The organism is Alkalicoccus halolimnae (genome assembly GCF_008014775.2).
Classification (GTDB): domain Bacteria; phylum Bacillota; class Bacilli; order Bacillales; family Salisediminibacteriaceae; genus Alkalicoccus; species Alkalicoccus halolimnae.
Genome location: NZ_CP144914.1, coordinates 31,486 through 44,583, shown reverse-complemented (window position 1 = coordinate 44,583; position 13,098 = coordinate 31,486). Strand labels below are relative to the sequence as shown.

The window sequence follows — 13,098 nt, the reverse complement described above, 5'->3', positions numbered from 1 at the left end:
TTATCCCTCCTGTAAACGAAGAAGCAGCTGCTCCATTACCAGCTGCGGAGACACGTTCGCATTTACGCGACGCTTTGCATCCATAACTGCCTGAAGGTTGTTACCGAGTTTCCCTTGTGAGAGTTGAAATGCCTGTTTTGAAAGCATTTCTTCTTGATCTATATAAACGATCGCATCCGACTGTCCCACCTGCACTCGAAGAACATCCCGATACCAGAGCATCATCAGATCCAGTGCGGTCTGTACTGTTTCCCGCTCCGGGAAAAAAGGAATGACTGTCTCATGCAGAGTGATAAAAGAATCAAAGGGACGGAGGATAAGATCATCAATTAATTGTATCACTTTCTCCCGCGCCTGTGAAATCCACTGTTCCTCAAAAAACTGCTCGGCTTCCGTCAAATCAGATGTCAGCTTTGCAGCAATACCTGCTTCCTTTTCATTATATCCTTCTTCCACAAGAGCTCTCGTAACCCTGTCAGGAGATAAAGGAGCAAAGGACATGACCTGGGCCCTCGATAGAATGGTTGGCAGCATCTGATAAGCATTGGTCGTAAGCAGCATCGCAAGCGATTCCCCTTCCGGCTCCTCCAGAAATTTAAGAAGGCTGTTCGCCGCTCCGACAGACATTTTATCTGCTTCTTCCACTACGTAAACTTTTTTCTGAGACTCCATGCCGCGCATACTGAATTCTTTTTTGAGCTGCCTGATCTGCTCAACTTTAATCGTAGCGCCGTCCGGGTGAATTACGTGCATATCCGGATGGTTTCCTGATTCCGCCCGGCGGCATTCCCGGCAGGTAAGACAGGGATTCGCCGCCTCTGTCTGTTCGCAGAGGAAAGCTTTGGCGAGCAGAAATGCAGCGGCGCGTTTTCCTGTCCCCCGGCCGCCTTCAAATAAATAGGCATGAGCCAGCCGCTTCCGGATGACACTGTTCTGCAGTACCCGGGCCACGGTCGGCTGTGTTTCTTCAAGCTCCTGCCAGTGCTTCATGGCCAATCCCTCTTCCATTAAAACTTTTCGAACTGATCGACCGGCAGAATAAATACCGTTGCCCCGCCTACCTGTACTTCCACAGGGTAAGGAACGTAGGAATCAGCATTCCCTCCCATAGGGGAAATCGGCGCAACGAGCTGCTCCCGCGACTGACAGTTTTCTTTGATTATTTCCAAGACGCTCTCCACCCGGGCGTCTTCCACCCCGATCATAAATGTCGTATTCCCGGCCTTTAAAAACCCGCCGGTACTGGCAAGCTTTGTTGCCTGAAATTCATGATCCACGAGCGCATCGGACAGACGATTGCTGTCTTTATCCTGAATAACTGCCACGATCAGTTTCATCGTCATCTCCTCCATTAATTAGGGGTTAATTGTATTATAACAAGAAATGTCCTTTTACACGTAAAGTTTGTTGGATTTTTTCCTGCACCTGCTTACAGCTTTTCTGCTATTACTTTCCAGGCAGTATCGGTCACTTCCTCAAGAGAGCGCCCGGCATCAATTAATTGAATCCGCTCCGGTTCTTCCCGCTGCAGCTGAAGGTACATGTTCCTTACTTGCTCATGAAACGCCAGTGATTCCCGATCGAGCCGGTTAAATTCCCGCCCCTTATTATCACCAATCCGCTTCAGTCCATCTTCCGGGCTGATATCAAAATAGAGAGTGACATCCGGCTGCCTGCCTTCTGTCGCAAACATATTCAGCTCGCGCACTGCTTCCACCCCGATTTTACGGGCAAACCCCTGATAAACAATACTGCTGTCGACAAAGCGGTCGCAGAGAACGATGCCCCCCTTTTCCAGATGCGGCAGTACTTTCTCCACAAGATGCTGCCGCCTTGCTGCTGCATAAAGCAGAGCCTCTGTGCGTGCATCCATTTCCGTATGCGCTGGATCGAGAATCACTTCTCTGATTTTTTCAGCAATATAGCTCCCCCCCGGCTCCCGCGTCGCGAGCACCGGACGTCCTTCCTTCTGCAGTTTTTCTGCAAGTGTGCGAAGCACAGTCGTTTTCCCTGCTCCTTCCCCGCCTTCAAAGGTAATAAATAAACCGTCCACTATAATTCCGCTCCTTTTTATTTAAATATAATGAGTTTCTGCGCTCCACCTTTAATGCGGACACCTCTATGTAATAACCGGGCTCGTTTTTCGAGATGTTTTTTGGTCACCCGTTCGCCTCTGATCAGCAGCGGAACACCGGGTGGATAAGGAACAATGGTCTCTGCTGCAATTTCTCCCTCTGATTCTTCCCACTGCGTCTCTTTTTCCATACGTTCTTCCATTTCTCCAAAACTGAGCATGAGCCGGGATGGCTGTCTTTCCCCCGGAGCCAGGCTGTGCGGGCTGCCAGGTAAAAATGTTTCACGTGAAAAAACACGTATCAGCTGCTGAAGCAGCCTGTCGTTTTCCGCCTGATCCAGTGAAAGGACAGCGAGAAGGTGCACCGGGGAAATCATTTCTGCATAAGCCCGGGAGCTCTGCATCATCTTCTGCCACTGCTCCGGCTTTTCTCCTCTTTCTCTTCCGGCAAACAGATTTATTTTCAAGGGATCCAGCTCGTAAGGACCTATATAATCAGGAAGCAGGCTGACAAAAGTCGATAATTGCTGCTTCCGGCTTTGAATCTGCCTGCTCGTTTCCTCCCAGTCCTGCTTGGATGCCATATAGGCCCGGGCTGCATCAAGGGAAGCCATGAGCGGGTAGGAAGGACTGCTCGACTGAACCATCATAAGTGCGCGCCGCAGCCTTTTTTCCGATATGTAGTCCGTGCCCCTGTGAATCCAGGCCCCCATCGTCATAGCAGGAAGTGTTTTATGCGCTGACTGCACGACCAGATCGGCTCCGGCCTGCAGCGCACTTTCTGGAAACCACTCTTTATTTCCTCGAAAAAAATGAGCACCGTGAGCCTCATCCACAAGGAAGGCTGCTTCATAACGCCTGCAGATTTCTGTATGCTTCCGCAGATCCTGTCCGTAACCTTCATAGGTAGGGTTCGTTAAAAGAACTGCCGCTGCGTCCGTGTGCGCTTCGAGTCCTGTCTGTAGGGTTTCCTCATGAATGCCAAGAGCGATCCCGGATCCGCTGTCCGTATCCGGGTGTAAAAAAACCGGGACGGCACCGGCCAGTTCCAGTCCGTGGAATACCGACTGATGGCTGTTTCTCTGAACAAGCACTTTCTGTCCTCTTTTGACCGTACTCAACAGCATCGCAAGATTTCCCGAGGTCGAGCCTCCTACAAGAAAACTGCTCGAAACAGTTCCGTATAAATCAGCAAGCAGGTCCTCAGCCTCTTTAATAACACCACCTGGATCATGCAGGTCATCTAGTCCCTCAATTTCTGTGGAATCAAGACGTAAAATACTGTCGAAAAAAGGTCTTGCTTCTTCTAAAAAAACGTTCCCGTTTTTATGGCCGGGCACATGATAGGACGACGTATGAAGTTTGTCTTTTAACGCTTTAAGCAGCGGCGTAAGCTTCTGGTCCATAACTGATCCTCCGATCTCTTTCCTATTATAACGAAAACGTTTCTGCTCTGCCCTGCTTTTCTTGCAATTCCCTGGAAGCTCTGCTTAACTGAATGAAAAAGGTCCCTGCGGAAGGAGCAGCCTCATGAAATATTATATTTCGATTTTCATTCTGCTAATTGTATATGCAGTATTTTTAGCTCCCGGATCCTCAAACGCTTCCGATCCTATCATGATGAACCTTTTAAGCGGGCGTTTTCAGGAAGTTGATCCTCTTGTCACGGCCGTCTTCTCCATGCTCGGCATATATCCGGTTATTTTTTTGATGCTCTTACTTCCGAAAGATAAGTACCGTCTTCCGGCGTGGCCCTTCGCCATTCTTTCTTTCGGGCTGGGCGCCTTCAGCATCCTTCCTTATATGGCTCTTCGAGGCAGGAAAACCCGATCGAAGACAAGAGTTCCTTTACCGGTGGAAAAATTTATTCTCCATCCTATTTTTGTAAGCGTTCTGCTTTTGGTAACGTTAATCGTTTACGGAACAGCTTTTTACGGAAGTCTGCAAGCTTACAACGAAGCGTTTACTGCGTCTCACCTCGTGAGCGTCATGACGGTTGATTTTTTCATCGTGCTCTGGCTCTGTTATGATCTGTTGAAAAAAGACTGGGGATGCCGCTATGCCCTGCTTGCTTTTCTTCCGGCTCTCGGACCGCTTCTTCTTCTTCTTTTTCGCACCAGATGGAAAGCAGCGGAGCAGACTGAAACAAACTAAAAGCAGTGCTGCTGCTTTTAAGAATAATTAAGAATAATAATGTAAAAAAACAAAAAAGCACGCAGCTCAGGGGCTGCGTGCCGGGTGACCCAGCGACGTCCTACTTTTGCAGGGGGAGAGCCCCCAACTATCATTGGCGCTGGAGAGCTTAACTTCCGTGTTCGGCATGGGAACGGGTGTGACCTCTCCGCTTTCGTCACTGGATCTTTTTTTGTTTTTTTCAACCCTTTTGTTCCGGGCCTGTGCGCCCTGGAGGGGGTTGGAGCTGTCCGCTCAAAACTGGATAACGGGGGTGTATGAACCATTCAATCGGTGTCGTCGAATTATCTTTATTTTTTTGGTTAAGCCCTCGATCGATTAGTATCTCTCAGCTTCACGTGTCGCCACGCTTCCACACGAGACCTATCTACCTCTTCGTCTCAGAGGGATCTTACTCCCAATCACTTGGGATGGGAAATCTCATCTTGAGGGGGGCTTCATGCTTAGATGCTTTCAGCACTTATCCCGTCCACACGTAGCTACCCAGCGATGCTCCTGGCGGAACAACTGGTACACCAGCGGTGTGTCCATCCCGGTCCTCTCGTACTAAGGACAGCTCCTCTCAAATTTCCTGCGCCCGCGACGGATAGGGACCGAACTGTCTCACGACGTTCTGAACCCAGCTCGCGTGCCGCTTTAATGGGCGAACAGCCCAACCCTTGGGACCTACTTCAGCCCCAGGATGCGACGAGCCGACATCGAGGTGCCAAACCTCCCCGTCGATGTGGACTCTTGGGAGAGATTAGCCTGTTATCCCCAGGGTAGCTTTTATCCGTTGAGCGACGGCCCTTCCATACGGTGCCGCCGGATCACTAAGCCCGACTTTCGTCCCTGCTCGACCTGTCTGTCTCGCAGTCAAGCTCCCTTATGCCTTTGCACTCTGCGAATGATTTCCAACCATTCTGAGGGAACCTTTGGGCGCCTCCGTTACTGTTTAGGAGGCGACCGCCCCAGTCAAACTGCCCACCTGACACTGTCCCTGACCCGGATCACGGGTCGAGGTTAGGATGTCAAAACAGCCAGGGTAGTATCCCACCGATGCCTCCACCGAAGCTGGCGCTCCGGTTTCCAAGGCTCCTACCTATCCTGTACAAGCTGTTCCGACACCCAATATCAAGCTGCAGTAAAGCTCCATGGGGTCTTTCCGTCCTGTCGCGGGTAACCTGCATCTTCACAGGTAATATAATTTCACCGGGTCTCTCGTTGAGACAGTGCCCAAATCGTTGCACCTTTCGTGCGGGTCGGAACTTACCCGACAAGGAATTTCGCTACCTTAGGACCGTTATAGTTACGGCCGCCGTTTACTGGGGCTTCAATTCGGAGCTTCTCCCGTAAGGGATAACCCCTCCTCTTAACCTTCCAGCACCGGGCAGGTGTCAGCCCCTATACTTCGCCTTGCGGCTTCGCAGAGACCTGTGTTTTTGATAAACAGTCGTTTGGGCCTATTCACTGCGGCTCCCCTGGGCTATGAACCCCAGGGAGCACTCCTTCTCCCGAAGTTACGGAGTCATTTTGCCGAGTTCCTTAACGAGAGTTCTCCCGCGCGTCTTAGAATTCTCTTCCCGCCTACCTGTGTCGGTTTACGGTACGGGCACCAGTTTCCTCGCTAGAGGCTTTTCTTGGCAGTGTAGGTGCAGGCACTTCGGTACTAAATTTCCCTCGCGGTCACAGCTCAGCCTTAACAGAACACGGATTTCCCTGTGTTCCAGCCTCCCTGCTTCGGCGCACACATCCAGCGGTGCGCTTGCCCTGCCTTCCTGCGTCCCCCCATTGCTCAAACGGAAACGTGGTGGTACAGGAATATCGACCTGTTTTCCATCGCCTACGCCTTTCGGCCTCGGCTTAGGACCCGACTAACCCTGAGCGGACGAGCCTTCCTCAGGAACCCTTAGGCTTTCGACGGAGGGGATTCTCACCCCTCTTTTCGCTACTCATACCGGCATTCTCACTTCCAGGCGCTCCACCGGTCCTTCCGGTCCGGCTTCGATGCCCCTGGAACGCTCCCCTACCACAGAACACCCGAAGGTGTTTTGTCCATAGCTTCGGTGATACGTTTAGCCCCGGTACATTTTCGGCGCAGAGTCACTCGACCAGTGAGCTATTACGCACTCTTTCAATGATGGCTGCTTCTAAGCCAACATCCTGGTTGTCTAAGCAACTCCACATCCTTTTCCACTTAACGTATACTTGGGGACCTTAGCTGATGGTCTGGGCTGTTTCCCTCTTGACTACGGATCTTAGCACTCGCAGTCTGACTCCCGAGGATAAGTGATTGGCATTCGGAGTTTGACTGAATTCGGTAATCCTGTAGGGACCCCTAGTCCAATCAGTGCTCTACCTCCAACACTCTATCCCTCGAGGCTAGCCCTAAAGCTATTTCGGGGAGAACCAGCTATGTCCGAGTTCGATTGGCATTTCACCCCTACCCACACCTCATCCCCGCACTTTTCAACGTGCGTGGGTTCGGGCCTCCATCCAGTGTTACCTGGACTTCACCCTGGACATGGGTAGATCACCCGGTTTCGGGTCTACAACGACGTACTCAAAGCGCCCTGTTCAGACTCGCTTTCGCTGCGGCTCCGTCTTATCGACTTAACCTGGCACGTCATCGTAACTCGCCGGTTCATTCTACAAAAGGCACGCTGTCACCCATAAACGGGCTCCAACTACTTGTAGGCACACGGTTTCAAGATCTCTTTCACTCCCCTTTCGGGGTACTTTTCACCTTTCCCTCACGGTACTGGTGCACTATCGGTCACTAGGGAGTATTTAGCCTTGGGAGATGGTCCTCCCGGATTCCGACGGGGTTTCACGTGTCCCGCCGTACTCAGGATCCACTCCGGAGGAGGGGGCATGTCGAGTACAGGGCTGTTACCTTATCCTGCGGGCCGTTCCAGGCCGCTTCCTCTATACCCTCTCTTTGTAACTCCGTATGGAGTGTCCTACAACCCCAGAAGGCAAGCCTTCTGGTTTGGGCTGTTTCCGTTTCGCTCGCCGCTACTCAGGAAATCGCATTTGCTTTCTCTTCCTCCGGGTACTGAGATGTTTCAGTTCCCCGGGTCTGCCATCACACACCTTATGGATTCAGGTGTGGATCGTATCCCATTACGGATACGGGGTTCCCCCATTCGGAAATCTTCGGATCAATGCTTACTTACAGCTCCCCGAAGCATATCGGTGTTCGTCCCGTCCTTCATCGGCTCCTAGTGCCAAGGCATCCACCGTGCGCCCTTTCTAGCTTAACCAGCTGCCCCCCTGAGGGAGGCAGTGGACGTCATTCGATCGTCTTGGCGATATTCTAAGACACTCGGAAACTCGTTTCTTCGTCACGGGGCGCACCCCGGACCAATAGACCTTGTTTCCGGTGATTGATTGTTCATACATTACGTTATCCAGTTTTCAAAGGACAGAGGCTTGCGGACCGTCTTTTTCTTTCCTTTCTTCCTTCCGCAAAGCAGAAGAAAACCGAAAAAAAAGAGCCGGCCGAGAGGTGTTAACCCTCTCAAAACTAAACAAAAGAACGAAAGGAAGGAAATCGATAAGTGAGCTTACTCGAGCTCCTTAGAAAGGAGGTGATCCATCCGCACCTTCCGGTACGGATACCTTGTTACGACTTCACCCCAATCATCTGTCCCACCTTCGGCGGCTGGGTCCCAAAAAGGGTTGCCTCACCGACTTCGGGTGTTACAAACTCTCGTGGTGTGACGGGCGGTGTGTACAAGGCCCGGGAACGTATTCACCGCGGCATGCTGATCCGCGATTACTAGCAATTCCGGCTTCATGCAGGCGAGTTGCAGCCTGCAATCCGAACTGAGAATGGCTTTCTGGGATTCGCTCCACCTCGCGGCTTCGCTGCCCTTTGTACCATCCATTGTAGCACGTGTGTAGCCCAGGTCATAAGGGGCATGATGATTTGACGTCGTCCCCACCTTCCTCCGGTTTATCACCGGCAGTCACCTTAGAGTGCCCAACCAAATGCTGGCAACTAAGGTCAAGGGTTGCGCTCGTTGCGGGACTTAACCCAACATCTCACGACACGAGCTGACGACAACCATGCACCACCTGTCACTTTGTCCCCCGAAGGGGAAAACTCTGTCTCCAGAGTGTTCAAAGGATGTCAAGACCTGGTAAGGTTCTTCGCGTTGCGTCGAATTAAACCACATGCTCCACTGCTTGTGCGGGCCCCCGTCAATTCCTTTGAGTTTCAGCCTTGCGGCCGTACTCCCCAGGCGGAGTGCTTAATGTGTTAACTTCGGCACTAAGGGCATCGAAACCCCTAACACCTAGCACTCAACGTTTACGGCGTGGACTACCAGGGTATCTAATCCTGTTTGCTCCCCACGCTTTCGCACCTCAGCGTCAGTTGTAGGCCAGAAAGTCGCCTTCGCCACTGGTGTTCCTCCACATATCTACGCATTTCACCGCTACACGTGGAATTCCACTTTCCTCTCCTACACTCAAGTCCTGCAGTTTCCAATGACCCTCCACGGTTGAGCCGTGGGCTTTCACATCAGACTTACGAGACCGCCTGCGTGCGCTTTACGCCCAATAATTCCGGACAACGCTTGCCCCCTACGTATTACCGCGGCTGCTGGCACGTAGTTAGCCGGGGCTTTCTCGTGAGGTACCGTCAAGGTGCCGGCCTGTTCGACCGGCACTTGTTCTTCCCTCACAACAGAACTTTACGATCCGAAAACCTTCATCGTTCACGCGGCGTTGCACCGTCAGGCTTTCGCCCATTGCGGATGATTCCCTACTGCTGCCTCCCGTAGGAGTCTGGACCGTGTCTCAGTTCCAGTGTGGCCGATCACCCTCTCAGGTCGGCTACGCATCGTCGCCTTGGTGGGCCGTTACCCCACCAACAAGCTAATGCGCCGCGGGCCCATCTTCCAGCGGGAGGAGACCGAAGTCTCCGCCCCTTTGACAAGCCGCTCATGCGAGCCGCTTGATCATCCGGCATTAGCCCCGGTTTCCCGGGGTTATTCCGGCCTGGAAGGCAGGTTGCCCACGTGTTACTCACCCGTCCGCCGCTCATTCCACAGGTTTTGCCCCGAAGGGCGCTGCCTGCTTCCTGCGCTCGACTTGCATGTATTAGGCACGCCGCCAGCGTTCGTCCTGAGCCAGGATCAAACTCTCCGATAAATCGTCGAAGTTTGAACTTCTGACATCGCGAAGCGGGATGCTTCGCTTTCAAAACTGAATCTGGCTAAAGATTCTTTAATAATAAATTGACAGAGAATGATTCATTCTCTTTTTTCCTTCACAATCGTCTTTTGTTTAGTTTTCAAAGGGCAAATCACAGCGCCGCCTGTTTTTGGCGACTTAATTAATATATCACGAAAGCAATATAAGTGTCAATCACCGATTCAAAATTTCTTTGAATGCTTTCGATATGCTGTTGCCGCTCCGAAGCGACAAATACTAATATACCATCTCCCCAATAGGAGGTCAACAATATTTAATAAAGAATTTCACTTTTTTTCTTTTCTACTATATAAGGGGCACAGGACCCGCACGGTCAGGTCTGCAGAGCTGCTCCGCTTCTATTAACAGCCAAAACCAAAAGCGTGTCAGATAACATGTTATAAAAAGCCCATCCTCTTTTCCATAGTGCTATATCAATAAAGTGTCGTCCCGCGATAACGCGCCTCACGAAGCAGAAACATATATTTTGCCCGTTCGATTTTCGCTTCTCCCATCACATCCTCCTGCATATTCAAAGAATTGTTTCCGTATTTTTCGTGGCGGTCAACATTTTCTTTAATTACCTGGAGAGATGCAATAAGTTCCTCATCCGCTTTTCGTCTCAGCTTTCTTTTCTTCGTAAGCCCCATAAAATCCGACCCCCTTTTCTACAATTCACGCCGGCCTTCAATCGCCTTCGACAAAGTGACTTCATCCGCGTATTCCAAATCTCCTCCTACAGGAAGGCCGTGGGCAATACGAGTTACCCGCATCCCCGTCGGTTTTACAAGCCTTGAAATATACATAGCCGTCGCTTCTCCCTCAATGTTGGGATTCGTTGCAACAATAAGCTCCTGAACTTCCTCGTTTTGAAGGCGCTTCAGAAGATCAGGTATATAAATATCTTCCGGCCCGATCCCGTCTACAGGTGAAATCGCCCCGTGCAGGACGTGATAAAGCCCTCCATACTCGCGCATCTTTTCCATAGCGATAACATCCTTCGATTCCTGCACCACACAAATGACCGTTTTATCCCGCGACTGATCTTCGCAGATGCGGCAGGGATCTGTGTCTGTTATATGATGACAGACCGTACAATAAGTCAGTTCTCTTTTTACACTGACAAGGGCACGGGCAAAGTCCAGCACGTCATCTTCTTTCATATCGAGGACATGAAAAGCAAGACGGGCAGCTGTTTTTGGCCCGATACCCGGAAGACGCATGAAACCATCCATTAATTTTGATATAGGCTGCGGGTACTGCATAGCATTTACCTCCACATTCATTTTTTTCGTTTCCCGGCACTTTTTTAATAACCATTATCTTAAAAGGAGCTGCCCTGTGTAAAACATCAGGGGCAGCTCCTTTATAACGTTGCTTTCTGCTCTCTTTTGTTCAACTGCTTCTATTAATTGTAGTAAGAAGCTGATATTCCGTATTTTACATCATTCCCGGAATATTCATGCCTTTTGTAAATTTGCCCATGCGCTCTTCAACAAGTTCATCAACCTTTGAGAGAGCTTCATTTGTAGCTGCCAGAACGAGATCTTCCAGCATTTCCACATCGTCCGGGTCAACCGCTTCTTCGTTGACCTGAATATCAAGAATACGCTTCTCGCCGCTTGCGATCACTTTTACCATCCCGCCGCCGGCTGTTGCTTCAACAGTCTCTTCTTTCAACTGCTCCTGTGCTTTCGCCATATCTTTTTGCATCTTCTGCATCTGCTTCATCATGTTCCCCATGTTTTTCATTTTCATCGTCCTCTCTTTTAATATACTTTCTTTCTATCTATGCTATCTCACTCTTTAATTTCAAGCAAATCTCGGCCGACCAGCTTTACGGCTTCATCGATCAGGGGGTTTCCCTCTTCGTCCGCTGCTTCTCCGCTAATCTCTTCCGCGTCGCGGCTTTCAGTAGAATCGGGTTTTTCGGTTTCCCTGCCGCGCTGGGTTTTCATGTAGCTTTCTTTAATCTCTTCCCAGTCGGAAACGAGAACCGTCAGCAGCGTCATCTGCTTCGACATTTTCTGGCTTACGGCTCCTTCTACAAGCTCGCGGAATTTTTCATCCACCATATCCCGATGCATTTCGTTTCGGAAAGCGAGTACGAATTCCGTATCGGAACAGGCAGCAGGCTGGCAGTCGTTCAGCCAGGCAGACGCAGGAACGCTCTGATTTTTCACCTGCTCCAGCACATTTCCCCACTGGGCCTGTATTTCCTGAAGATGAGCTTTCGTTGCTCCGGCGAGCATAGCTTTCACGCGCTTGGCATTGGCCCGGCTTTTGTTTGACGTCTGCTGGGCCCGCACCGTCGGCTTCGCAGCAGCCGCCGGCTGAGGAGCCTGCTGCTGCGGCTGTTTCACTCCTTCAGCCTGAATCTGCTTCAGCGTTCGTTCGAGATACTCCACTTTCTGCTCAAGTGCTTCCATTGTAGAAGAATTCGGTGCAGCATCCGTCTCTGCTTTTGGAAGCGTCACTGTCTGCTGGGCTGCCTGGACGATAAACATTTCAAGGAAGACCTGCGGGTGGCTTGCCCACTTCATTTCCTGCTGAAAATAATTCAGCCGTTCGATGATCTGGAAAATCCATGCCTGGTCCAGCTGTTCCACGACACTGCGAAAAGCATCATCGGCGCGCAGTCTGTCCTGCGACTCTTCTAAATGGGGTGCAGCTTTGACCATGAGGGCATCCCGGAAAAAGAAAATTAAATCTTCGATAAACCGGTTAGGGTCTTTGCCTTCCTGCATCAGCGTATCAACTGCTTCGAGTCCGGCACCAACGTTTCCTTCTCTGACAGCGTCTACGATATTATACATCATATCATGGGAGACGGATCCGATGATCGCGAGAATGTCTTCCCTCGTAATCGTGCTGTCAGCAAAAGATACAGCTTGATCGAGCAGACTCAGGGCATCCCGCATGCCTCCTTCGGAAACGCGTGCAATAAGCGCGAGCGCATCCGGCTCTACAGCGATGCCGGTTTCTTCCACAATTTCTTCCATCCGCCCCATCATTGCATGCGCGGTAATCCGTTTGAAGTCAAAGCGCTGGCACCGGGAAATGATCGTAAGCGGAATTTTATGGGGTTCTGTCGTCGCCAGAATAAAAATGACGTGTGCAGGAGGTTCTTCCAGTGTTTTTAACAGTGCATTAAACGCTCCTGTAGTCAGCATGTGTACTTCGTCAATAATATAAACTTTGTAAGCCGCAGCGCTCGGAGCGAATTTTACTTTATCCCGGATATCTCGTATTTCATCCACGCCGTTATTGCTTGCAGCGTCAATCTCCATCACGTCCACGATCGTTCCGTCCGATATTCCGCGGCACGCTTCACATTCATTACACGGTTCTTCGACAGGACCCCGGTGACAGTTGACCGCCTTGGCGACAATTTTCGCGGCGCTCGTCTTCCCCGTCCCGCGCGGTCCTGTAAACAGATAAGCATGGGAGAGCTTCTGCTGAAAGAGTGCGTTTTTGAGCGTCTTAGTAATATGTTCCTGTCCGACAACATCAGACAGCTGATGCGGCCGCCATACGCGGTACAGCGCTTGATAACTCATCAGCGTTCAGCTCCTTCGAATACTTTCACCTCTTCTAATTATACCGGCTCCAACAGGTTATTTCAAAATCTATCTAAAGAATTATCG

The 13,098-nt window shown here is 50.8% G+C and carries 9 protein-coding genes and 3 rRNA genes; 1 reads left to right on the top strand and 11 read right to left on the bottom strand.

The features are described from left to right. From holB to FTX54_RS00165, 4 genes are all read right to left on the bottom strand, one after another. On the bottom strand, positions 1-990 hold the full coding sequence (gene holB, locus FTX54_RS00180; RefSeq protein WP_147805128.1) for a DNA polymerase III subunit delta': 990 nt from the start codon (positions 988-990) through the stop codon (positions 1-3). A gap of 17 nt (positions 991-1,007) precedes the next feature. Then, positions 1,008-1,337, bottom strand: a complete 330-nt coding sequence (locus tag FTX54_RS00175; RefSeq protein WP_147805129.1) for a cyclic-di-AMP receptor — start codon at positions 1,335-1,337, stop codon at positions 1,008-1,010. Positions 1,338-1,429: 92 nt separating this feature from the next. After that, positions 1,430-2,053 carry a dTMP kinase gene (tmk, locus tag FTX54_RS00170; RefSeq protein ID WP_147805130.1) on the bottom strand — a complete coding sequence of 208 codons (624 nt, stop codon included), beginning with the start codon at positions 2,051-2,053 and terminating at the stop codon, positions 1,430-1,432. A gap of 17 nt (positions 2,054-2,070) precedes the next feature. Continuing rightward, positions 2,071-3,480, bottom strand: a complete 1,410-nt coding sequence (locus FTX54_RS00165; protein ID WP_147805131.1) for an aminotransferase class I/II-fold pyridoxal phosphate-dependent enzyme — start codon at positions 3,478-3,480, stop codon at positions 2,071-2,073. 124 nt (positions 3,481-3,604) lie between these two features. On the opposite strand from FTX54_RS00165, the gene FTX54_RS00160 reads away from it, so the two are divergent. After that, entirely contained in the window at positions 3,605-4,228 is a 624-nt protein-coding gene (locus tag FTX54_RS00160) for a hypothetical protein (RefSeq protein WP_147805132.1), read from the top strand. A gap of 87 nt (positions 4,229-4,315) precedes the next feature. On the opposite strand, the gene rrf is transcribed toward FTX54_RS00160, so the two are convergent. From rrf to dnaX, 7 genes are all read right to left on the bottom strand, one after another. Then, positions 4,316-4,432, bottom strand: a 5S ribosomal RNA gene (gene rrf / locus FTX54_RS00155). A gap of 133 nt (positions 4,433-4,565) precedes the next feature. Continuing rightward, positions 4,566-7,512, bottom strand: a 23S ribosomal RNA gene (locus FTX54_RS00150). Between the two features lie 320 nt (positions 7,513-7,832). Beyond that, positions 7,833-9,409: ribosomal RNA gene (locus tag FTX54_RS00145) — 16S ribosomal RNA — on the bottom strand. Together the 16S, 23S and 5S rRNA genes form the textbook arrangement of a ribosomal RNA operon. A gap of 476 nt (positions 9,410-9,885) precedes the next feature. Continuing rightward, entirely contained in the window at positions 9,886-10,101 is a 216-nt protein-coding gene (locus FTX54_RS00140; protein WP_147805277.1) for a YaaL family protein, read from the bottom strand. A gap of 18 nt (positions 10,102-10,119) precedes the next feature. After that, positions 10,120-10,716, bottom strand: a complete 597-nt coding sequence (recR, locus tag FTX54_RS00135) for a recombination mediator RecR (protein ID WP_147805276.1) — start codon at positions 10,714-10,716, stop codon at positions 10,120-10,122. A gap of 175 nt (positions 10,717-10,891) precedes the next feature. Further along, positions 10,892-11,209 carry a YbaB/EbfC family nucleoid-associated protein gene (locus FTX54_RS00130; protein ID WP_187254686.1) on the bottom strand — a complete coding sequence of 106 codons (318 nt, stop codon included), beginning with the start codon at positions 11,207-11,209 and terminating at the stop codon, positions 10,892-10,894. 41 nt (positions 11,210-11,250) lie between these two features. Continuing rightward, positions 11,251-13,011, bottom strand: coding sequence for a DNA polymerase III subunit gamma/tau (gene dnaX, locus FTX54_RS00125; RefSeq protein ID WP_147805275.1), 1,761 nt, complete (start codon positions 13,009-13,011; stop codon positions 11,251-11,253). Between the last annotated feature and the right edge of the window lie 87 nt (positions 13,012-13,098).

Coding starts and splice junctions, on each gene's coding strand:
- holB (WP_147805128.1), bottom strand. CDS start 990: ATGAAGCACTGGCAGGAGCTTGAAGAAACACAGCCGACCGTGGCCCGG.
- FTX54_RS00130 (WP_187254686.1), bottom strand. CDS start 11,209: ATGAAAATGAAAAACATGGGGAACATGATGAAGCAGATGCAGAAGATG.
- FTX54_RS00140 (WP_147805277.1), bottom strand. CDS start 10,101: ATGGGGCTTACGAAGAAAAGAAAGCTGAGACGAAAAGCGGATGAGGAA.
- FTX54_RS00160 (WP_147805132.1), top strand. CDS start 3,605: ATGAAATATTATATTTCGATTTTCATTCTGCTAATTGTATATGCAGTA.
- recR (WP_147805276.1), bottom strand. CDS start 10,716: ATGCAGTACCCGCAGCCTATATCAAAATTAATGGATGGTTTCATGCGT.
- FTX54_RS00165 (WP_147805131.1), bottom strand. CDS start 3,480: ATGGACCAGAAGCTTACGCCGCTGCTTAAAGCGTTAAAAGACAAACTT.
- FTX54_RS00175 (WP_147805129.1), bottom strand. CDS start 1,337: ATGAAACTGATCGTGGCAGTTATTCAGGATAAAGACAGCAATCGTCTG.
- dnaX (WP_147805275.1), bottom strand. CDS start 13,011: ATGAGTTATCAAGCGCTGTACCGCGTATGGCGGCCGCATCAGCTGTCT.